The sequence below is a fragment of the Tardiphaga robiniae genome (assembly GCF_001618955.1).
Taxonomy (GTDB): Bacteria; Pseudomonadota; Alphaproteobacteria; order Rhizobiales; family Xanthobacteraceae; genus Tardiphaga; species Tardiphaga robiniae_A.
Window position 1 is genome coordinate 190,505 of sequence record NZ_LVYV01000002.1, and the last position, 20,052, is coordinate 210,556.

The window sequence follows — 20,052 nt, forward strand, 5'->3', positions numbered from 1 at the left end:
AGAGCCATCCGCATGAACAAGCCTGTCGATGCCGGTCAGCGTCAGGATCATCTGCGAAAGCTGCTGAAGGCAGCGTTCGTTGTTCCCGTGCTCACGATCGAGCGCGTATCCGACGCCGTGCCGCTGGCGCGCGCATTGGTCGCCGGCGGCGTTCGCACGCTGGAGATCACCTTGCGCACCGATGCCGCGGTGGAGGCGGCGAAGGCCGTCGTCGCCGAAGTGCCGGAGGCCATTGTCGGCATCGGCACGGTGCTGTCACCCGGGGATTTCCAGACGGCCTATGCCATCGGCGCGCGCTTCACGGTCAGTCCCGGCGCGACGCGCGAATTGCTGGACATCGCAGCTTCCAGCGATCTGCCGTTCCTGCCGGGCGTCGCCACGGCCTCGGACCTGATGCAGGCGCGCGAGCGCGGCTTCGACATCATGAAGTTCTTCCCCGCAGAACAGGCCGGTGGCATCGCGATGCTGCGCGCCTGGGCGGGACCGTTTGCGGATGTCAGATTTTGCCCTACGGGCGGGATCGGCGAGGCCAATGCGGCGAGCTGGCTCAGCGAGCCGATGGTTCTGGCGGTCGGCGGTTCCTGGATCTGTCCGTCGTCCATGATACGTTCTGGCGATTGGGCAGGCATAACGGCCATGTGCGCGCGGACCATGAAAACCCTGCAAGCGCCGTGAAGCCGGGCTATAACGAACGCAATATTTGAAATCGATCAGGGAGACGACCATGACTGCCAGCATCGTTGGTTGGGCGCATATGCCGTTCGGAAAATTCGACGCCGAGACCGTCGAGAGCATGGTGGTCCGCGTTGCGACCGAAGCCATGGCCGATGCGGGCATCTCCGCAGCCGATGTCGATGAAATCGTGCTCGGCCATTTCAACGCCGGCTTCTCGCCGCAGGACTTTACCGCGTCGCTGGTGCTGCAGGCCGACCCCGCGCTGCGCTTCAAGCCCGCCACCCGCGTCGAGAATGCCTGCGCCACCGGCTCCGCCGCCGTGCATCAGGGCATCAAGTCGATCGCCGCCGGCGCTGCCAAGATCGTGCTCGTCGTCGGCGTCGAACAGATGACCCGCACGCCGGGACCTGAAATCGGCAAGAACCTGCTGCGTGCTTCTTACTTGCCGGAAGACGGCGAGACGCCTGCGGGCTTTGCCGGCGTGTTCGGCGGCATCGCGCAAAAATACTTCCAGAAGTATGGCGACCAGTCCGATGCGCTGGCCATGATTGCCGCCAAGAACCACGCCAACGGCGTCCACAATCCCTATGCGCAGATGCGCAAGGATGTCGGCTTCGAATTCTGTCGCTCCGAGAGCGACAAGAACCCGTTCGTCGCGGGCCCCTTGAAGCGCACCGACTGCTCGCTGGTGTCCGACGGCGCCGCGGCACTGGTGCTGACGGATTCCGAGACCGCGAAGACCATGGGCAAGGCGGTCAACATCAAGGCCACCGGCCATGCGCAGGATTTCCTGCCGATGTCGAAGCGCGACATCCTTCAATTCGAGGGCTGCACCGTGGCGTGGCAGAAGGCGCTGAAATCTGCTGGCGTCGAGATCGGCGATCTGTCTTTCGTCGAGACCCATGACTGCTTCACGGTCGCCGAACTGATCGAATATGAAGCCATGGGCCTGACGCCGCGCGGCCAGGGCGCGCGCGCCATCAAGGAAGGCTGGACCCAGAAGGACGGCAAGCTGCCGGTCAATCCGTCCGGCGGCCTGAAAGCCAAGGGCCATCCGATCGGCGCCACCGGTGTGTCAATGCATGTGCTGAGCGCGATGCAATTGCTGGGTCAGGCGCCCGAGGGCATGCAGATCAAAAATGCAAAGCTCGCCGGCATTTTCAATATGGGTGGCGCCGCAGTGGCGAACTACGTCTCGATCCTCGAGCCCGCGAGGTAACGCGCGGGCGACGCCAAGAAGATCGTACAATGAATGTCGCATTATGGCTGGCATCGTCGGCGCGTCTGCATCCGCAGGCGCCGGCGCTGCTGACCGGCACGACGGTCCAGGCTGACTACGCCACATTCGCGCGCCGTGCCGCTGCCATCGGTGCCGGCCTCGTGCGCGATTACGGCATTCAGTCCGGCGACCGCGTCGCGCTGTTCGCGTCAAACTGCACCGAATATCTCGAATGCATGTATGCGGTGTGGTGGATCGGCGCCGTCGTGATCCCCATCAATGCCAAGCTGCATGGCCGCGAGGCCGCATGGATTTGCGACAATGCTGGCGCGAGACTGGCCTTTGTCGACGACGACAGCCGTGGCGCGCTTGTTCAGGTCGAGGAAGACCTGCCGACCGGGATGCAGATGCTGTCGATCGACAGCGAGACCTATCGCGAATTACAGCATGGCGAGCCGACGTCACTGGTGCCGTTGCCGCACGAGGACAATGACCTCGCCTGGCTGTTCTACACCTCGGGCACCACCGGCCGGCCCAAAGGCGTGATGCTCAGCCACGGCAATCTGGTGGCCATGTCCATGTGCTATCTCGCCGATGTCGATCAGGTCCATCAGCACGACGCGATCCTCTATGCCGCGCCGATCTCGCATGGTGCCGGTCTCTACAATTTCATCCATATCCGTATGGCCGCGCGGCACGTCGTGCCGGAGAGCCAGGGCTTCGAGCCGGACGAAGTACTCGATCTCGGCCGCGCGCTTGGCGATGTCGCGATGTTCGCGGCGCCCACCATGGTGCGACGTCTCGTCGATGCGGCGAAGAAGCGCGGCGAGACCGGCGAGGGGCTGCGCACCATCGTCTATGGCGGCGGGCCGATGTATCTGGCCGACATCCGCGACGCCATCGCGACCATGGGGCAGCGCTTCGTGCAGATCTACGGCCAGGGTGAATCGCCGATGACGATCGCCTCGCTGCCGCGCGCCTTTCATGCCGATACCGAACACCCGCGCTATCTCGAACGCCTTGCTTCGGTCGGCCCGGCGCAGAGCGTGATGTCGGTGCGGATCACCGGCGCCGACGGCAAGTCTTTGCCGACAGGCGAGACCGGCGAGGTCGAGGCCAAGGGGCCGGCTGTGATGCTCGGCTATTGGAACAACGACAAGGCCAATGCCGAGACATTGAAGGACGGCTGGCTCCGTACCGGCGATGTCGGCCGGCTGGACGAGGATGGTTTCCTTACGCTGTCCGACCGCTCCAAGGACGTCATCATTTCCGGCGGTACCAATATCTATCCGCGCGAGGTCGAAGAGGCGCTGCTGACGCATCCCGCCGTGCGGGAAGTGTCGGCGATTGGCGTGCCCGAGCCGGACTGGGGCGAGGTCGTGGTCGCCTGTGTGGTGCTGGAGCCCGGCGCGTCGGCTGACGATGCTGCGCTCGACGCGCATTGCCTCGCCAATATCGCCCGGTTCAAGCGCCCCAAGCGCTACGTCTATCTCGATGCGCTGCCGAAGAACAATTATGGCAAGGTGCTCAAGACCGAGCTGCGGGAGATGATGCGCGCTTCGGCGTCGGCGGGGGCCGGCTAGCCGTTACCACTTTGACGCGTACCGGCATCCCACGCATACGGCCCCGCGTCTGGCGCCCTTGCGTCCGCAAAGCCGCTCCCGCTAAGACGAAGGCAACAGGGGCGCATCCAGCGCTGGACGATACGCTTTCGGGAGCAAACGACTTTGACGGGACCACTTCACGGGATCAAGATCATCGACATGACCTCGGTGATGATGGGGCCGTATTGCACCCAGACGCTGGGTGACTACGGCGCCGATGTCGTCAAGGTGGAGTCCCCCGATGGCGACGTGGTTCGGTCAATCGGGCCGATGCGCAATCCCGGCATGGGGCCGATTTTCCTGAATACCAATCGCAGCAAGCGCTGCGTCTGCATCGACCTCAAGAAGGAAGAGGGCCGCGCGGCGCTCCTGAAGCTGGTCGAGACCGCCGACGTGCTGGTCTATAATGTTCGCCCGGCGGCAATGGCGCGGCTCAATCTCGGCTATGAGGTCATGGCCAAGATCAATCCGCGGCTGATCTATGCCGGCGTGTTCGGCTTCAGTCAGGCCGGCCCCTATGCTGCGAAACCCGCTTATGACGACCTGATCCAGGGTGCCACCGCGCTCCCGGCGCTCAATGCGCGGATATCAAGCGATGGTGTGCCGCGCTATGTGCCGAATGCGCTGGTCGACCGTATCGTCGGTCTCACTGCGCTTGGCGCCATTCTCGCCAGCGTCGTGCATCGCGACAAGACCGGCGAGGGCCAGCGCGTCGATATCCCGATGTTCGAGACCATGGCGAGCTTCATGATGGGCGACCACATGGGCGGCCTGACTTACGATCCGCCGCTCGACAAGGGCGGCTATGGCCGACACCTATCGCCGGATCGCCGGCCGTACCAGACCTCGGACGGCTATATCTGCGCGATGGTCTATAACGACAAGCAGTGGAAGAGCTTCCTCAAGCATGTCGGCCGCGAGGAGCTGTTCGACGATCCGCGCTTCGCTACCTTCCCGCAGCGCATCCAGCATATCGACACGGTGAATGCCGAACTGTCGCGCATCTTCAAGACCAGGACGACGGCTGAGTGGGCGAAGCTGCTCGATGACGCCGACGTGCCGTCAACCCCAATGCACACGCTGGAAAGCATGATGCAGGACCCGCATATGCTGGCGACCGACTTCTTCCAGCAGGTCGAGCATCCGACCGAAGGTGCGATCCGCAGCATGAAGGTATCGGCGACCTGGTCGAAGACCCCGGTCAATCCGACGCGCCTTGCCTCGCATCTTGGCGAGCAGAATGCCGAGGTGCTGGCCGAGGTCGGCTATACTCCCGAGCAGATCGAGAAAATGCACAAGGATGGTGTGCTCCGACAGGCCGCTATCCCAGATACGTCGGAGCTGTAACGCATGGATTTCGCCCTCGACGCCAACCAGGAATCCATCCGCGACGCTATCGAGAAGATCTGCGCGCGCTTCGACGATGCTTACTGGCTGAAGAAGGACAAGGAGGGCGGTTTCCCCATCGACTTCCACAAGGCGATGGCCGATGCAGGCTGGCTCGGCATCTGTATTCCCGAGGAATATGGCGGCTCGGGTCTCGGCATCACCGAGGCCGCGATCATGATGCGGGCGATTTCGGAATCCGGCGCTGGCATGTCCGGCGCCTCCGCGGTGCATATGAACGTGTTCGGGCTCAACCCGGTGGTGGTGTTCGGCACACCCGAGCAGTGCGAACGCATGCTGCCGCCGATCGTATCGGGCAAAGAGAAATCCTGCTTCGCCGTCACCGAGCCCAACACCGGTCTCAACACCACGCAGCTCAAGACCCGCGCCATGCGCGACGGCAACAAGTATGTCGTCAACGGCCAGAAGGTCTGGATTTCCACCGCGCAGGTCGCCGAAAAAATCCTGTTGCTGGCGCGCACCACGCCGCTGGAAGACGTCAAGAGCCCGACCCACGGCCTCAGTCTGTTCTATACGGATCTCGACCGTTCAAAGATCGCCGTGCACGAGATCGAGAAGCTCGGCCGCAAGGCCGTGGACTCCAACGAGCTGTTTATTGCCGATTTCGAAATTCCGGTCGAGGATCGCATCGGTGAGGAGGGCCGTGGTTTTGAGTACATCCTGCACGGCATGAATCCGGAGCGCATCCTGATCGCGGCGGAAGCCGTCGGTCTCGGCAAGGCTGCACTGAGGAAGGCGACTGACTACGCCAAGGCCCGCAATGTATTCAATCGCCCGATCGGCCAGAACCAGGCGATCCAGCATCCGCTGGCGAAGAACTGGATGGAGCTGGAGGCTGCCTGGCTGATGACGCTGTCCGCCGGCTGGCAATATGATCAGGGACTGCCGTGCGGTCCCGCGGCGAATTCGGCGAAGTATCTGGCGGGCGAAGCCGGCTATCACGCCTGCGAGCAGGCGGTGATGACCCATGGCGGTTTCGGTTATGCCAAGGAATATCACGTCGAGCGCTATTTGCGGGAGTCACTGATCCCGCGCATCGCCCCAATCAGCCGCGAACTGATCCTGAGCTTCATCGCCGAGAAGGCGCTCGGTTTGCCGAAGTCGTATTGATGCGTGATCGCGCCAACACACTCCGACCGTCGTCCCCGCCTAGCACGCCGAAGGCGTGCGCGGGGCGGGGACCCATAACCTCCGAGTTTGTAGTGAGGCGCTGTGGTTGCAGCCGCGTTCTAACTTCGCTTCCCGAGGCTATGGGTCCCCGCCCCGCGTGCGCCGAAGGCGCACTAGGCGGGGACGACAATCGAGTTTGGAGCGACGCATGAGCTACATCACCGGCGTCGGTCTTCTCCCCTACGGCAAGCACGAGGGCTCATCGACCATCGACCTGATGAGCCGCGCCGCCGAGCTCGCGCTCATTGACGCCGGCCTCAAGCGCGGCGATATCGATGGCTTCCTGTGCGGCTATTCCACCACCATGCCGCATATCATGCTGGCCACCGTATTCGCCGAGCATTTCGGCATCACGCCATCCTATGCCCATGCCATCCAGGTGGGCGGCGCCACTGGCATGGCGATGGCCATGCTGGCGCATCAACTGGTCGAGGGCGGCGTCGCCAGACATGTGCTGGTGGTCGGCGGCGAGAACCGGCTGACCGGTCAGAGCCGCGATGCCTCGATCCAGGCGCTGGCGCAGGTCGGTCATCCCACCTATGAAGTGCCGCTCGGCCCGACCATCCCGGCCTATTACGGCCTCGTTGCTAACAGATACATGCACGAATACGGCGTCACGCAGGAAGACCTCGCCGAATTCGCCGTGCTGATGCGCAAGCATGCGCTGATCCATCCCGGTGCGCAGTTTCACGAACCGATCACCGTTGCTGACGTGATGGCCTCGAAGACCATCGCGACACCGCTCAAATTGCTCGACTGCTGCCCGGTATCCGATGGCGGCGCGGCCTTCGTTGTGAGCTATGAGCCGACCAGCCCAACGAAAATCCGCGTGCGCGGCGCTGCGCAGGCACATACCCACCAGCACATCACCGCGGCGCCGGCGCTGTCCGAACTCGGTGCGGAGATCGCCATCGCGCGCGCCAAACAGGCAACCGGTATCGAAATCTCTGACGTCCGTTACGCCGCGGTCTATGACAGCTTCACCATCACACTGGCGATGTTGCTGGAAGATCTCGGTCTCGCCGACCGCGGCGAGGCGGCGGCACGGGTGCGCGCCGGCCATTTCGGCCAGCACGGCGCAATGCCGCTCAACACGCACGGCGGTCTTCTGAGCTACGGTCATTGCGGCGTCGGTGGCGCCATGGCGCATCTGGTCGAGACGCATCTGCAGATGACCGGCCGGGCAGGCAATCGCCAGGTCAAGGATGCCTCCGTCGCGCTGCTGCACGGCGACGGCGGCGTGCTGTCGTCCCATGTCAGCATGTTCCTGGAGCGCGTATCATGAGCGAGCTCAAGCCCGCCGTCGACTGGACCACCGGCACTGAAGCGATCAGTTATCAAAGCTGCCGCGCCTGCGAGTCGATCCAGTATTTCCGCCGCAGTTTTTGCGCCGCCTGTGGGGCACCTGACCTCGACGATAAAGTCGCGAGGGGCGAAGGCACCGTTTATGCGTCGTCGGTCGTGCTCCGCGCCGGCACGCCCGAAGCGCGCGAGCATGTGCCCTACAATATTCTGCTCATCGACACCGCCGAAGGCTTTCGCATGATGGCCCACGGCGCCAACGATCTCGTCATCGGCGACAGAGTGAAGGCCGTCTATCGGCAATTCACCGGCCGCCTCGTTCCGTTCTTCGAAAGGATTCCTTCATGAGCCGCCTGCGCTTCGCCCTCGATCCGAAATCCGTGGCCATCATCGGCGCCTCGGAAAATCCTAACAAGGTCGGCGGCCGTCCGGTCCACTATCTCCAGAAGTTCGGCTTCAAGGGCAAGATCTACCCGATCAATCCGTCGCGCACGGAGATCCAGGGCGAGAAGTGCTACAAGAGCCTCGCCGATCTGCCGGAAGCGCCCGAGATGGTGATCGTCGCCGTCGCCGGCGACAATGCCATCGGCGCCGTCGAGGATTGCGCCAAGGCCGGCGTCAAGATCGCACTGGTGATGGCCTCGGGCTTCGGCGAGGTCGATGCCATCGCCGGCAAGGCCAAAGAGCGCCGCATGGTCGAGATCGCGCACAAACACGGCATGCGCATCGTCGGCCCGAATACGCAGGGCCTCGCCAATTTCGGCACCGGCGCCATTGCATCGTTCTCCACCATGTTCATGGAGTTCGAGCGCGTTGAAGGCCATGTCGCCATGCTCAGCCAGAGCGGAGCATTGTCCACCGTGCCGGTCGGCTTCCTGAATCCGCGCGGCATCGGCGTCCGCCACAGCCATGCCACCGGCAATGACAGTGACATCACTGTCGGCGAACTCGCCATCGCGGTGGCCGAGGACCCGGAAGTGAAGCTGATGCTGCTCTATCTCGAGAGCATTCCGGAGAAGAAGTATCTGGAGGAACTCTCCGAAGTCGCGCTCCATCGCAACCTGCCGATCATCGCGCTGAAATCCGGCCGCACCGATGCCGGCAAGGCGGCGGCGCAGTCGCATACCGGCGCGCTCGCCAATGAGGATCGCGTGGTCGATGCCTTCCTCGAACATCATGGCATCTGGCGTGCGCCGGATATGCGCGGTCTCGTCGAGGCGACCGAGCTCTATCTGAAAGGCTGGAAGCCGCACGGCCGTCGCCTGGTCGCGATCAGCAATTCCGGCGCCGTCTGCGTGATGACCGCGGATGCTGCTTCGACCGTCGGCATGCCGATGGCGAAGCTGGCACCCGAGACCGACAAGAAGCTGAAGGGCATCCTGCCGAGCTTCGCGACCACGACCAATCCGATCGATCTCACCGCGGCGCTGCTGTCGAACAGCCGTTTGTTCGGCGACATCCTGCCTGTGATTGCCGAAGATCCGGCGGCTGATGCCTTCATCATCGGCGTGCCCGTCGCGGGCCCGGGCTATGATGTCCCGGCCTTCGCGCGCGATAGCGCCGCCTTCGCACAGCAGACCGGCAAGCCGCTGGTGGTCGCGGCGACGCAGCCGAGTGTGGCCAGAGAGTTTCAGGCGCAGGGTGTCTCGGTATTCCCGACGGAGGTCGAGGCGGTCACCGCGCTCAATCAATATGTGTCGCATCATGAGCTGATGGCGCGCGTGAAGGCGCGCAAGCGTGGTCCATCATCGTCGCTGATCTCGGCCGACAAGACCGAGATGCTGAACGAAGCCGACAGCCTCGCTCTGCTGGCATCGCACGGCCTCCCGGTGGTGCCGTATCGGCTCGCGCATTCCCGCGCCGAAGCCGAGGCGGCCTTCGATGCCATAGGCGGCAAAGTGGTGGTGAAGGGCTGCTCGGCCGACATCGCCCACAAGTCGGAGCTTGGTCTGGTCAAGCTCGGCGTCGCCTCGCGCGAGGCGGTCGGTGAGGTCTATGCCGAGATGGAAGAGATCATCCGCAAGCAGGGCTCGCGCTTCGACGGCGTGATCATCGCCGCCATGACCGGCGGTCGCCGTGAGATCGTGATCGGCGCGCATCGCGATCCCGTCTTCGGTCCGGTGGTCATGGTTGGCGACGGCGGCAAATATGTCGAGGTGTTCAAGGACACCACGCTGCTGCTGCCGCCTTTCACCAGGGACGATGCCAAGCGCGCGCTGGCGAAGCTCCGCATCGCGCCACTGTTCGAAGGCGTCCGCGGTGAGCCGCCGATGGATGTCGATGTGCTTGTGGATGCGATGGTGCGGATCGGCGAGCTGATGGCGGATACGTCCGCCAAGGTGATGAGCATCGACCTCAATCCGGTGATGCTGAACACGAACGGCTGCGTCGTGGTGGACGCCGTGGTGTTCAAGGGAGAGTAGGGCGCATGGACAGATCGGCGAGCCGGAGAGAAGGACGATCCGTTAGCTCTGCCGATCGCGCGGACCGGCCCAGTTCATGATGGTCGCAGCGAGCGCTTCGACGGCAGGTGGCGGGTGGTCCGGTAAGATCACCGCGAACTGAATGTCGGGCAGTTTCGGAAGACCTTCACGAGACGGCAGGATCGTCAAACCGGGCGGCATCAAACGGACTGAATGTGGCAACAGGCCGATGCCGGCACGCGCCGCAGCGCTCAGGCCGGAGACATTGGCGCTCGTGAATGCGATGCGCCATCGTCGCCCCGCCGCTTCGAGAGTCTCCAGCACGCCGACGCGCGTGATGCTGGGCGGCGGGTAGAGGATGAGCGGCAAGGGACTGTCGGGATCGAGCCGGAATTCGGGATGCGCCATCCATTCGATCGGCTCTTTCCAGGCAATCCTGCCCCGGCTGTCGCCGTCTCGCCGCTTCACCAGTGCGAGATCCAGTCGACCTGCATCGAATGACGTGCGCAGATCCTCGCTCAGTCCAGAATGCAGTTCGATATCAAGCTCCGGATGCCGGCGCGCGAAAGCGGCGAGCACGTTCGGCAATGCCGACAGCACGAAATCTTCCGATGCGCCGAACCGCAACCGGCCGCGCAGCGGCGCAGCCGACAGATACTGCTGCAGATGGGCATAGCGTTCCAGGATCGAGCGCGCATGATCGAGCAGGACATCGCCATCCGGAGTGAGGCCCACCCGGTGGGTGCTGCGGTCGAACAAGCGACGGCCGGTCTGCTCTTCGAGACGCCGGATGTGCTGGCTGACGGTCGATTGTTGCAGCCCGAGGAGACGGGCCGCGCCGGTGAAGCTCCCGGCATCGGCAACCGCGACAAAGCTTTGCAACAGGTCGACTGGCACATGATCCATGATCATCACGATACATGATGATTGATATCGTTGTTATGGGGATTTTGCATCAAGGCGGAAGAAATTAGATCTGGGCCATCAAACAGAGGCTCATCGCTATGATCACTTCAGCACGCCGCCATATCAAATTACCGATCGATCAATTCCTGTTGTGGCTGACAGCAACAGTCGCGCTGGCTGCCGTCCTGCCCGCGCGCGGCGATGCCGCCGTCTATGTCGATCACACCGTCACCGCTGCTGTGGCGCTCCTCTTCCTGCTCTATGGCGCGCGCTTGTCGCCGACCGCGGTGAAGGAGGGCCTGCTGCATTGGCGGCTGCAGTCGATGGTGTTCTCCAGCACCTATCTTCTGTTTCCGCTCGTCGGCGTTGCGGCGAGTCTCGCGCTGCGTCCGTATTTGCCAGCCGACCTCGCCACCGGTCTTCTCTTCATGTGTCTGCTGCCGTCCACCGTACAATCATCTATCGCCTTCACCGCGATCGCGCGCGGGAATGTCCCGGCGGCGCTGTGCAGCGCATCGGTGTCCAATCTTCTCGGCGTCGTGCTCACGCCGATCCTGGTTGCGCTGTTGCTGTCTTCGGCAGGCAGCGGATTCTCCCTCGTTGCCTTCGAAGAGATTGCCGCGCAGATCGTCGCGCCCTTCGTGGTCGGGCAGTTGATCCGCCCCTGGGTCGGAGCGTGGTTGCTCTCCCATTCGCGTCTCACCTCGACGGTCGATCGCGGCTCCGTGCTGCTCATTGTCTATGCCGCCTTCAGTGCCGGCATGGTCGAAGGAATCTGGGGCCAGCTCTCGGTCGGCACTCTCGCAGCGATTCTCGCCATCGATCTGGCAGTGCTTGCAGTTGTGATCGTCTCGACCATGCTGGCTAGCCGCTGGATGGGTTTCTCGATCGAGGACGAGATCGCCATCGTCTTCTGCGGATCAAAGAAGAGCATGGCGAGCGGCATTCCGATGGCCGCGATCCTTTTCCCGGGTCACGCCCTCGGCCTGATCGTGCTGCCGATCATGCTGTTTCACCAGGCTCAATTGTTCGTCTGCGCGATCCTTGCGCGGCGCTATGCGAGGCGCCGGGCTGAGCAGGGTATCGAAGGCGAAGCCGCGATGCTGCCGACGTGAGGCGTCGCTCGTTGGGTTGAAGGATGGCGCGCGAAGCTCGTTGGCTTCGCGCGCCATCCTTATTCAGAGCGGCGGATGCGCTTAAAACGTCACCACGCCGCGGATCGATTCCCCTGATTTCATCAGATCGAACCCCTTGTTGATGTCGCTCAGCGGCATCACGTGGGTGATCATCGGGTCGATCTGGATCTTGCCCTGCATGTACCAGTCGACGATTTTCGGCACATCAGTGCGGCCGCGGGCGCCGCCGAAGGCCGAGCCGCGCCAGACGCGGCCGGTCACCAGCTGGAACGGACGCGTCGAAATCTCCGCGCCGGCAGGCGCCACGCCGATGACGATGGATTCGCCCCAGCCGCGGTGGCAGGCTTCCAGCGCCTGACGCATGACAGTGACATTGCCGGTGCAGTCGAAGGTGTAATCGGCGCCGCCGATCTGGTCTGCACCGCGTTTGGTCATGTCGATGAGATGCGGGACCAGATCCTTGCCCAGCTCTTTCGGGTTGACGAAATGCGTCATGCCGAAGCGCTCGCCCCAGGCCTTGCGGTCATTATTGATGTCGACGCCGATGATCATGTCAGCGCCGGCGAGACGCAGACCCTGCAGCACGTTGAGGCCGATGCCGCCGAGACCGAACACGATGGCCTTGGCGCCTTGCTCGACCTTGGCGGTGTTGAACACCGCGCCGATGCCGGTGGTGACGCCGCAGCCAATATAGCAGACCTTGTCGAACGGTGCGTCCTCGCGGATCTTCGCCACCGCGATCTCCGGCAGCACGGTGTAATTGGCGAAGGTCGAGGTACCCATATAGTGGTGAACAGGCTTGCCCTCGAGCGAGAAGCGCGAGGTGCCATCGGGCATCAGGCCCTGACCCTGCGTCGCGCGGATCGACGTGCAGAGATTGGTCTTGCGCGACAGGCATGACGGGCACTGGCGGCATTCCGGCGTGTAGAGCGGGATGACATGGTCACCCTTCTTCACGGATGTGACGCCGCGGCCGACATCGACGACGACGCCGGCGCCTTCATGGCCGAGGATCGCCGGAAACAGGCCTTCGGGATCGGCGCCGGACAAAGTAAACTCGTCGGTGTGGCAGATGCCGGTGGCCTTGATCTCGATCAGCACTTCGCCGTCGCGCGGGCCTTCGAGCTGAACGGTGGTGATCTCCAGCGGCTTGCCGGCACTGATGGCAACGGCGGCGCGAACGTCCATGGCAATTCCTTCGATAATGGTCTCGGTGTCGTGATGTCAGGCGGGCAGGTCCGCGCAAACAGCCATTGCCGCTTAGCACATGATGGGGCACTGAGCAGCCCATGAAACAGGTTCAGAAAAGCGATCTTGAAACCCTGATCGGACGCGTCGCACCCATCGTCTTCGTGCTGCTGTGGAGCACCGGCTTCATCGGCACCAAGTATGTGCTGAACGGCGCCGAGCCTCTGACCTATCTGACCGTGCGCATGATGCTGGTGGTCGCGATCATGGCGGTGATCGTCGCGTGGGTACGACCGGTATGGCCGGATCGCGCGGGCGTCGGCCACAGCATCGTCGCCGGGCTGCTGGTGCAGGGGCTCTATCTTGCCGGCACTGTGTTTGCGGTCGCGCACAAGGTCCCGGTCGGTCTGTCGGCACTGATCCCGGGCCTGCAGCCGATCTTCACCTCCATTCTGGCGAGCCGCTTCCTCGGCGAGCGCGTCACGCCGCTGCAATGGGGCGGGGTGGCGCTCGGTCTCGCCGGTGTGCTGCTGATCCTGCATGGGCGGCCGATGACGGGCGAGGCGGGCTGGGGATGGTTTGCATCCGGCATTTCGCTGATCACGATCACCGTCGGCACGCTTTATCAGAAGCGCTATTGCGGCGGCATCGACTGGCGCACCGGCAGCTTCATTCAGCAACTCGCAGCAATGGTCATGCTCGGCATCGGCGCGCTGGCCCTTGAGACCAATGTGATCCACTGGTCGGCGGAGTTCGTGCTGTCGGTGGTGTGGCTCGCGGTGGTGCTGTCGATCGGCACCGTCGGGCTGCTCTACTGGCTGCTGCGGCGCCAGGCCTCGAGCCAGGTGGCGAGCCTGTTTTATCTGGTGCCGGCCGTGACGGCGCTGATGGCGTTCGTTCTGTTTGATGAAAAGCTCGATGCGGTTGCCATCATCGGCATGATTGCCTGCGGCGCCGCAGTATTGCTGGTCAACCGCGCCAGGCCTTAACCCCCTGTAGCCCGGATGAGCGAAGCGACATCCGGGGCCCGGCGCTTCAACACGCGCGACATTCCCGCATATCGCTGCGCTCATGCGGGCTACGGCTACTGCAATCCCCGGACATGAAAAAGCCTCCGGGCTTGGACCCGGAGGCTTTCACATCTGCGAAGAAGCTTACTTCTTCTTGGCAGCCTTCTTGGCCTTCTTGGCCTTCTTCGGAGCGGCCTTCTTGGCGGCCTTCTTCACGGTCTTCTTGGCAGCCTTCTTCACGGTCTTCTTGGCGGCCTTCTTGACGGTCTTCTTCACTGCTTTCTTAGCCATTGGTCTCGCTTTCTGGGTTTTCTTCTTTGAAGATTTCTTCGCAGAAGTTTTCTTGGTGGACTTCTTCGTCTTCTTAGCCGGGGTCACTTTCTTTGCGACTTTCTTTGCGGCCTTCTTGACCTTCTTCGCCACCGAGGTGGCGACTTCCTTAGTCGCGTCGGCTGCGCTGCTAAGCGCGTCCGTCACTTGCTCCAGGACTGGAGTGTCGTCGTTCATAGCATCCCCCAACATTGTCGACTTTTTCACGTTAGTCCGATTCGGGCGCGTGTTGAAGAGTGTGTCATCGACAGTCAACTATTTCGTATCGTTGTGTACGCCTTTAATGCGCGCTCGCGACCGACTTTGTGATCGACGATCGGCGACGGATAGTCTTTGCCTAAAGTGATTCCCGCGTTTTTGAGTTCGAGCGGTGAAGCTGTCCAAGGCTGATGAATATGTTTTGTGGATAGTTCTGTCAGTTCAGGTATCCAGCGCCTGACATAGACACCACCGGGATCGAACTTCTCACCCTGCAGGATCGGATTGAAGACGCGGAAGTAGGGTGCTGCATCCGCGCCAGAGCCTGCGACCCACTGCCAGTTGGCGGGATTGCTGCCCGCATCCGCGTCGACAAGCGTATCCCAGAACCACTTCTCGCCCTCGCGCCAGTCGATGAGCAGATGTTTGACGAGGAAGGATGCGACCACCATGCGTACGCGATTGTGCATCACACCGGTGTGCCAGAGCTCGCGCATGCCCGCATCGACGATCGGATAGCCGGTCAGACCGCGTTGCCACGCGCGCAATGCCGTCCGATCAGTCTTCCATGGGAACTCATCGAAGGATGATTGCAGATTGCGCGTGGCCAAATCGGGAACATCGAACAGCAGATGGCGACAGAACTCGCGCCAGCCGACTTCGCTCATGAACTTTGCGATGTCGCTGCTGTGCGTCGGATGTTCTGCAGCTGCGAAATGCGCGGCAGTCCAGATCTGTCGCGGACTGATCTCGCCGAAGCGTAGATGCGGCGAGAGGCGCGACGTGATCTCGCGGTCGGGCCGATCGCGATCGCTGCTATAGCCCGCGATCTCCCTGAGGAAACGCTTGAGATGTTTCTGCGCGGCGGCTTCGCCTGGCGTCCACGTCTCGCGCAGACCGCCGGCCCAGTCAGGCTTCGATGGCTCTAGCGCCCAGTCGGCGAGCTTGTCGCTCTTCAGCTTCGGCGCGGGCAGCAGTTTCTTCGGCGCCGGAAGCGGCTTCGCCGGTCCGCCCATCGCCTGGACGCGCCGCCAGAACGGTGTGAATACGCGCAAGCCGCGGCTCTCCTTCGTGCCGGTCTCCTTGGCGCGGATTGTCGCAGGATGTGCCAGGAGATCGTCCGGAAAGCTCTGCGTGCCGACATCGAGATCGGCGAGCGCTTCGGTGACGCCATCGGCGACCGCGAGATGCGGCGCCTGCACGATCTCGTTCCAGAAGACGTGGCTGGCATCGACTGCGCGCGCCACATCGACAATGACGTCGGCCGCAGCGCCCTTGCGCAGCACCAGCGTGCCGCCGATGGCGTCGAGGCTCGCGCTGAGTGCGCGCAGCGACTGCGCCAGCCACCACCTCGTCGCGCCGCCCATCGGCCGCGCCTGCCGTGGCTTCAGTGCCTTGCTCTGTTCATCGAGGATGTAGAGACAGATCACCGGCGCATTGCGCCTGGCCGCGGCATGAAGGGCAGGGTGATCGGATAGACGAAGGTCGTCGCGAAACCAGACGATGGTCGGTGTTTGGGATTGATCGGTCATCACTTCATCTAACGCGGATGTCGGGTGATCGATCCGGCCTCGAATACCGCGAGGGTTTGCAACCTTGCGCGTGCTGGCGCGTAGTATCAGGACATTTATTACCGAATTGGTACTGGAAGCGATTTCGAAGCGATACGCGGTTCTCTAGGTGACGACGTCGATCGTCATGCTGCCGCTGGATCTGCTCCTCCTCGGCATCGTCGCGAAGGGCTCCCCGTAAGGACGTGGAGAAGGCGACCCCATGACGACGGATAGTGCCTGCAGCATCGATTCGACGGGTCAAAGAAAAGAGGCGCCGCGATTTCCTCGCGGCGCCTCTTTCATTTCTGCAAATCAGTCGCAGCGTTACTTCGGCTGCGGCACGATGCGGATATAAGGCTTCGGTTCTTTCCAGCCATTCGGATAGATCGTCTTGGCTTCGTCATTGGTGACGGAGCCAGCGATGATGACGTCCTGACCCTGCTGCCAGTCGGCCGGCGTCGCGACGCGATGCTTGGCGGTCATCTGCAGTGAATCGATCACGCGCAGGATTTCCTGGAAGTTGCGACCGGTGGTCATCGGATAGACCAGCACCAGTTTGATCTTCTTGTCCGGCCCGATGATGAAGACGTTGCGCACGGTGGCGTTGTCCGCGGCGGTGCGGCTGTCGGCATCGCCCGCCACGTCGGCCGGAAGCATGTTGTAGAGCTTGGAGACCTTGAGATCGGTGTCACCGATCATCGGGAAGGTCGGGCGGGCGCCTTGGGTTTCGTTAATGTCGTCGACCCACTGCGCGTGCTTGTGCACAGGATCGACGCTGAGGCCGATCAGCTTGACGCCGCGCTTGTCGAACTCCGGCTGCAGCTTGGCGAGCGCGCCGAGCTCGGTGGTGCAGACCGGGGTGAAGTCCTTCGGATGCGAGAACAAAAGAGCCCAGCTATCGCCGATCCAGTCGTGGAACTTGATGCGGCCAGCCGTGGTTTCGGCCTCGAAATCGGGGGCGACGGCGTTGATCTGGAGCGTCATGATGGACCTCATGTCATTCTGATTACAGATGAATTTTGTGAGCCGATTATAAACGCGCACGCTGGTAAATGGAACTGTCCGGCAAAAAGGACAAGAACTTTCTTCAAATTAGGTGCGCGCTGGCATCCAGTTTCACGCAAGGGGGCTGCGGCAAAACACCCACGCAACATGATGTTATCGGGTGCCGTGATGTTGCCTCCCGCCCGGCGCAATCCCGCCTGACCGGATCGTCACACCTGATCGAACCAGACGGTGCCCCGGCGCGACTGAATTGCAACGGTTAGGGATAAGAAAATCCCGGATCGAGTTCTTAACCGAGCGTTAAGTCCCCCGTGGAATTGCTGGGTCATGTTGAGAAATATGCTGAAAACAGAAGAGTTTGAAATGTCATCCGCTGCCGCTGCCGACGTAATCGGCGCCATCGAAACCTCCAATATCAACGACCATCGCGCCGCGGCGCAGGCCCTCGCCATCGTGCGCGACGGCGTCATCACCGGCGAAGGGCCGACCACCCGTGGCCGTATCCATTTCTCCCGTGCACTCGATGCCGATGACGCCGCCTGGTGCGAGCGCATCCTGGGTGCGTCGGCGCTGGCCAGCCAGCCGGTCAGCCGCGATGAGGCCGAGGCACTGTTTGCGATCAACGAAGCGGCAGCCGAGCGCAGCGATGATGGTCGTTTCGACGACCTGTTCGCCAAGGCTGTCGTGCATCACGCGGCGTCCGCGTCGGGCCTGCCGGTGCCGCCGCGCGCGGTGGCGCTTTCGCCCGATGTTGCCATCGAGACCTGGGCGCCGACCAAGGCCGTCGGTGTGAATATCGAAGTGCTCGAATGGATCGCGTCGCAGATGCGCGCCAAGCGCGTCAGCAATGCCGCCATCATGACGCTGGTCACGACCGTGGTCGGCGCCGCGACGCTGCAACTGCCGAACGTGTTCGACATCGGCATGTAAGCCGGTCGCAGATCATCAGAATACGAAAACGGCGGAGCATGGCTCCGCCGTTTTTTGTTTGGGCTGTCTCTTACTTCGCGTCGAGTCCGACAGTCCGGCCCGGGAAACCGGCGACATTGAAATACTTGTGCTCGCCGACCTTCTGCAGTTGCAGCACCGTGACCAGACCCTGATCGTCGGGCGCCGAACGCATCACGTCGGTGGTTGCCGTCGGCGTTTCGCCCGTCACCGTCGCTTCACTCATCACGCGGCCGATCAGGCTGCCTTTGGCGTCGCGCTTCAGGCCAAGCAGGTGCGCGGCGGTGATGCCGGTATCGGCATTGCTGACCGGCAGGGGATCGACGAAGCCGGCTTTGAAGTCCGGTCCGATCGCCGCCATGAAGTTGTGGGTATCGCCACGCCCGAACGAGCCGTGCATGCCCTGGCCCTGACGCAGCACGGTGTCTGCGATCTCGACCTGGCACGCCGCCGGCTCTTCGCAGCCCTCCGAATAGGAGCGGAATGAGACGACGATCGCGGGATGCGGCGTGACAGCCTTGCCGGACAGGTTGATCGACGACAGTGGCAGCGCGCCGGGGAAGGAGCCCAGCGAGTCCTCGACAAAGATGCCGCTGATGTAATCCTGTTTCAGCAGCGCCTTTACGGTGCGGCCGGCGAGGTCCTTGTCGCCGGTCGGCAGATAGATCAGGTCGGAGCCGCCATTGGTGGCGATGATCAGCTCGGGCTTGTCTTTGTCCTTGCCAATATAGGCGTTGCCGGCTTTCGGATACGCGTTGTCGGTAACGGCGGCGAACTTGTCGTTGGGATCGAACAGCGGCAGGTCGAGCGACTTGGCGAGGTCGATGGCCAGGAAGCCTAGCGGCAGGAAGCCTTCCGGCGTATCCGCATAGGTGCCCTTGATGGTCGCCGAGGTCTTGCTCTCCTTGGAGATCGTCGAGAAGCCGTGATCCGCCGAGATCATGATGTTGGTATTGGCGGCGAGGCCGAGATCGTCGAGCGTCTTGCGCAGCTGCGCGAGATTGTCGTCGGCATTCTTGATCGAGGCGAGCGACGAGGGGCCGTTGATGCCGGGCGTCACCTTGTTGAGGCTGTCGCCCTGATTGTGCTGGGTGCCGTCGGGATCGCGCGACCAGAAGATGAGCACGAACGGCTTGTTGCGTGCCTTGAACATCGGCAGCACCACTTTGCTGGCGACATCGGCCATATAGGCCTGCTGCGTAATATTGGCCGATGTGGTGCCGGGCGTCTTGGCGTCGCCCGCCTTGCCGTTGTCGCCGCGGCCCGGTGTTTCCACCGCCAGGCCGGCCTTGGCCAAAGCGTCCTTCATCTCGTCAGACAGGGGAATGCCGAGCAGCTTGCCCGATTTGTCGATGCCGCCGGTCTGGTCGTCGATGGTGATGGTCTCCTTGCCGGTGCGTTCGGTGTGATCGAACATCAGCGTCGGGCCGACCTTGCCGATCGCGGCGGTGGAATAGCCGGCCTTGCGCGCGGCCTTCAGCAGCGTCTCTTCATTGAGGTAGTCGCCGTTGAACTGCTCGTCGAGGTCGCCCAGCACCTGGTCGTGTTCGATGAAAGGGATCGGGCTGTTGTTCTGCACCGGGGTGGGGTGGCCGGTATAGATCGAGTTCGAGAACACGCCGGTATCGCCGAGATAATGGCCGGACGCCATGCCCGACGCATTGGCCATGGTGAAGGTCGGAAACAGCGAATGCGAATTCCGGAAATTGACGCCTTTATCCCGCAGTGCGGACATCGCAGGCGCCGTTTCCGGCGTCACTTTCAGCGCCCGGAGCCCATCAGGTACGAACAAAATGAGGTTGCGGGGAGGGCTGTTTTGGGCGAAAGCCGTTGTTGCGGATATAAGAGTAAGACTGAGGGAGAGGATGGTGGCGCAGCGCATGAAAAACCTCGCTTCGAAAGAACTCGGCCGATCCGGTCCAGACGTCTTCTCTAGTTTTTGTCCGCGACAGAATTGTTACGACTGCGGCTCCATGCC

17 protein-coding genes are annotated in these 20,052 nt (G+C 62.7%); 11 read left to right on the forward strand and 6 right to left on the reverse strand.

The window, feature by feature from the left end; genetic code table 11:
* The first annotated feature begins 12 nt into the window (after positions 1-12).
* The 8 genes from eda (at position 13) to A4A58_RS06500 (ending at position 9,800) form a co-directional block, all read left to right on the forward strand.
* Positions 13-675: a bifunctional 4-hydroxy-2-oxoglutarate aldolase/2-dehydro-3-deoxy-phosphogluconate aldolase gene (gene eda / locus A4A58_RS06465; RefSeq protein ID WP_068730635.1), complete on the forward strand. Its 663-nt coding sequence runs from the start codon at positions 13-15 to the stop codon at positions 673-675.
* Between the two features lie 49 nt (positions 676-724).
* A complete protein-coding gene (locus A4A58_RS06470; RefSeq protein WP_068730636.1) occupies positions 725-1,894 on the forward strand; it encodes an acetyl-CoA acetyltransferase in 1,170 nt (389 codons plus the stop codon).
* A 29-nt stretch (positions 1,895-1,923) separates the two neighbouring features.
* Complete coding sequence (locus A4A58_RS06475) at positions 1,924-3,477, forward strand: class I adenylate-forming enzyme family protein (protein ID WP_068730637.1); 1,554 nt, start codon at positions 1,924-1,926, stop codon at positions 3,475-3,477.
* A 144-nt stretch (positions 3,478-3,621) separates the two neighbouring features.
* Positions 3,622-4,845 carry a CaiB/BaiF CoA transferase family protein gene (locus A4A58_RS06480; protein ID WP_081421756.1) on the forward strand — a complete coding sequence of 408 codons (1,224 nt, stop codon included), beginning with the start codon at positions 3,622-3,624 and terminating at the stop codon, positions 4,843-4,845.
* 3 nt (positions 4,846-4,848) lie between these two features.
* Positions 4,849-6,015, forward strand: coding sequence for an acyl-CoA dehydrogenase family protein (locus A4A58_RS06485; protein WP_068730639.1), 1,167 nt, complete (start codon positions 4,849-4,851; stop codon positions 6,013-6,015).
* Between the two features lie 208 nt (positions 6,016-6,223).
* Entirely contained in the window at positions 6,224-7,360 is a 1,137-nt protein-coding gene (locus A4A58_RS06490) for a thiolase family protein (protein WP_068730640.1), read from the forward strand.
* On the forward strand, positions 7,357-7,725 hold the full coding sequence (locus tag A4A58_RS06495; RefSeq protein ID WP_068730641.1) for a Zn-ribbon domain-containing OB-fold protein: 369 nt from the start codon (positions 7,357-7,359) through the stop codon (positions 7,723-7,725). The genes A4A58_RS06490 and A4A58_RS06495 overlap by 4 nt, the downstream gene beginning before the upstream one ends.
* Positions 7,722-9,800 (forward strand): acetate--CoA ligase family protein, encoded by a 2,079-nt coding sequence (locus A4A58_RS06500; RefSeq protein ID WP_068730642.1) that lies wholly within the window; start codon positions 7,722-7,724, stop codon positions 9,798-9,800. The genes A4A58_RS06495 and A4A58_RS06500 overlap by 4 nt, the downstream gene beginning before the upstream one ends.
* Before the next feature lie 42 nt (positions 9,801-9,842).
* Here A4A58_RS06500 and A4A58_RS06505 read toward each other — a convergent pair whose 3' ends face one another.
* Complete coding sequence (locus A4A58_RS06505) at positions 9,843-10,706, reverse strand: LysR substrate-binding domain-containing protein (RefSeq protein WP_204378169.1); 864 nt, start codon at positions 10,704-10,706, stop codon at positions 9,843-9,845.
* 98 nt (positions 10,707-10,804) lie between these two features.
* Here A4A58_RS06505 and A4A58_RS06510 point away from each other — a divergent pair, with 98 nt between their 5' ends.
* Positions 10,805-11,821 carry a bile acid:sodium symporter family protein gene (locus A4A58_RS06510; RefSeq protein WP_068730644.1) on the forward strand — a complete coding sequence of 339 codons (1,017 nt, stop codon included), beginning with the start codon at positions 10,805-10,807 and terminating at the stop codon, positions 11,819-11,821.
* An 81-nt stretch (positions 11,822-11,902) separates the two neighbouring features.
* Here A4A58_RS06510 and A4A58_RS06515 read toward each other — a convergent pair whose 3' ends face one another.
* Positions 11,903-13,030 carry an S-(hydroxymethyl)glutathione dehydrogenase/class III alcohol dehydrogenase gene (locus A4A58_RS06515; protein ID WP_068730645.1) on the reverse strand — a complete coding sequence of 376 codons (1,128 nt, stop codon included), beginning with the start codon at positions 13,028-13,030 and terminating at the stop codon, positions 11,903-11,905.
* A 101-nt stretch (positions 13,031-13,131) separates the two neighbouring features.
* Between A4A58_RS06515 and A4A58_RS06520 the strand changes: the two genes are divergently transcribed.
* On the forward strand, positions 13,132-14,019 hold the full coding sequence (locus A4A58_RS06520; protein WP_068730646.1) for a DMT family transporter: 888 nt from the start codon (positions 13,132-13,134) through the stop codon (positions 14,017-14,019).
* A gap of 165 nt (positions 14,020-14,184) precedes the next feature.
* Here the strand turns inward: A4A58_RS06520 and A4A58_RS06525 are convergent, their stop codons facing one another.
* The 3 genes from A4A58_RS06525 to A4A58_RS06535 form a co-directional block, all read right to left on the reverse strand.
* A complete protein-coding gene (locus A4A58_RS06525; RefSeq protein ID WP_068730647.1) occupies positions 14,185-14,547 on the reverse strand; it encodes a hypothetical protein in 363 nt (120 codons plus the stop codon).
* A gap of 74 nt (positions 14,548-14,621) precedes the next feature.
* Positions 14,622-16,100, reverse strand: a complete 1,479-nt coding sequence (locus tag A4A58_RS06530; RefSeq protein ID WP_068730648.1) for a cryptochrome/photolyase family protein — start codon at positions 16,098-16,100, stop codon at positions 14,622-14,624.
* Between the two features lie 345 nt (positions 16,101-16,445).
* Positions 16,446-17,105: a peroxiredoxin gene (locus tag A4A58_RS06535; RefSeq protein WP_068730649.1), complete on the reverse strand. Its 660-nt coding sequence runs from the start codon at positions 17,103-17,105 to the stop codon at positions 16,446-16,448.
* Between the two features lie 384 nt (positions 17,106-17,489).
* On the opposite strand from A4A58_RS06535, the gene A4A58_RS06540 reads away from it, so the two are divergent.
* Positions 17,490-18,056 (forward strand): hypothetical protein, encoded by a 567-nt coding sequence (locus A4A58_RS06540; protein ID WP_068730737.1) that lies wholly within the window; start codon positions 17,490-17,492, stop codon positions 18,054-18,056.
* Positions 18,057-18,126: 70 nt separating this feature from the next.
* On the opposite strand, the gene A4A58_RS06545 is transcribed toward A4A58_RS06540, so the two are convergent.
* The gene (locus tag A4A58_RS06545) at positions 18,127-19,956 is read right to left on the reverse strand and encodes an alkaline phosphatase family protein (RefSeq protein ID WP_068730650.1); all 1,830 of its coding nucleotides are present in this window, start codon (positions 19,954-19,956) and stop codon (positions 18,127-18,129) included.
* Between the last annotated feature and the right edge of the window lie 96 nt (positions 19,957-20,052).

What these genes read in the sequence shown, in the direction of transcription:
- A4A58_RS06535 (WP_068730649.1), bottom strand. Translation starts at nt 17,105, where the DNA reads ATGACGCTCCAGATCAACGCCGTCGCCCCCGATTTCGAGGCCGAAACC.
- A4A58_RS06530 (WP_068730648.1), bottom strand. Translation starts at nt 16,100, where the DNA reads ATGACCGATCAATCCCAAACACCGACCATCGTCTGGTTTCGCGACGAC.
- A4A58_RS06470 (WP_068730636.1), top strand. Translation starts at nt 725, where the DNA reads ATGACTGCCAGCATCGTTGGTTGGGCGCATATGCCGTTCGGAAAATTC.
- A4A58_RS06540 (WP_068730737.1), top strand. Translation starts at nt 17,490, where the DNA reads ATGTCATCCGCTGCCGCTGCCGACGTAATCGGCGCCATCGAAACCTCC.
- A4A58_RS06515 (WP_068730645.1), bottom strand. Translation starts at nt 13,030, where the DNA reads ATGGACGTTCGCGCCGCCGTTGCCATCAGTGCCGGCAAGCCGCTGGAG.
- A4A58_RS06545 (WP_068730650.1), bottom strand. Translation starts at nt 19,956, where the DNA reads ATGCGCTGCGCCACCATCCTCTCCCTCAGTCTTACTCTTATATCCGCA.
- A4A58_RS06505 (WP_204378169.1), bottom strand. Translation starts at nt 10,706, where the DNA reads ATGGATCATGTGCCAGTCGACCTGTTGCAAAGCTTTGTCGCGGTTGCC.
- A4A58_RS06525 (WP_068730647.1), bottom strand. Translation starts at nt 14,547, where the DNA reads ATGAACGACGACACTCCAGTCCTGGAGCAAGTGACGGACGCGCTTAGC.
- A4A58_RS06495 (WP_068730641.1), top strand. Translation starts at nt 7,357, where the DNA reads ATGAGCGAGCTCAAGCCCGCCGTCGACTGGACCACCGGCACTGAAGCG.
- A4A58_RS06510 (WP_068730644.1), top strand. Translation starts at nt 10,805, where the DNA reads ATGATCACTTCAGCACGCCGCCATATCAAATTACCGATCGATCAATTC.
- A4A58_RS06475 (WP_068730637.1), top strand. Translation starts at nt 1,924, where the DNA reads ATGAATGTCGCATTATGGCTGGCATCGTCGGCGCGTCTGCATCCGCAG.
- A4A58_RS06485 (WP_068730639.1), top strand. Translation starts at nt 4,849, where the DNA reads ATGGATTTCGCCCTCGACGCCAACCAGGAATCCATCCGCGACGCTATC.
- A4A58_RS06520 (WP_068730646.1), top strand. Translation starts at nt 13,132, where the DNA reads ATGAAACAGGTTCAGAAAAGCGATCTTGAAACCCTGATCGGACGCGTC.
- A4A58_RS06500 (WP_068730642.1), top strand. Translation starts at nt 7,722, where the DNA reads ATGAGCCGCCTGCGCTTCGCCCTCGATCCGAAATCCGTGGCCATCATC.
- eda (WP_068730635.1), top strand. Translation starts at nt 13, where the DNA reads ATGAACAAGCCTGTCGATGCCGGTCAGCGTCAGGATCATCTGCGAAAG.
- A4A58_RS06490 (WP_068730640.1), top strand. Translation starts at nt 6,224, where the DNA reads ATGAGCTACATCACCGGCGTCGGTCTTCTCCCCTACGGCAAGCACGAG.